Consider the following 371-nt stretch of genomic DNA (forward strand, 5'->3'; position numbering starts at 1 on the left):
CAAAAAATGAGGATGACCTTATCAACATTCAAGAAGCTATTCCAGGAATACCAGGAATCCGGTCTGAACATAAAGGACTTTTGTGCGAATCAATGTTTAGCTCCTTCAACGTTTTACTACTGGAGGAACAAATTAGAAGAGACCATGCAACATCGGCCTAAAAACTTCATCCCACTGGTATTTGATTCTGATCAACAGGCAAGAGATGACCAAACGGTTCAATCTTCCATGAAGAGCATCCACACTTCAGGTGACAATGCCCCCATTGAGTTCGCGTTTCCCAACGGCACAAAGATGTTGTTAAGAGACAACATCGACATGGGGTTACTAAAAGCGATTGTTCATTTATTCGATTGAGGCCGATGTTTCAT

At 41.8% G+C, this 371-nt stretch carries 1 protein-coding gene; it reads left to right on the forward strand.

The genetic code is table 11. The features are described from left to right. Positions 1-357 (forward strand): IS66 family insertion sequence element accessory protein TnpA (tnpA, locus tag ATH1_RS0116060; RefSeq protein ID WP_010424210.1); only part of this gene is annotated, 357 nt, incomplete at its 5' end. Positions 358-371: the final 14 nt, after the last annotated feature.

Origin of the sequence: Anaerophaga thermohalophila DSM 12881, from assembly GCF_000191885.1 — a bacterium.
Lineage (GTDB): Bacteria > Bacteroidota > Bacteroidia > Bacteroidales > Marinilabiliaceae > Anaerophaga > Anaerophaga thermohalophila.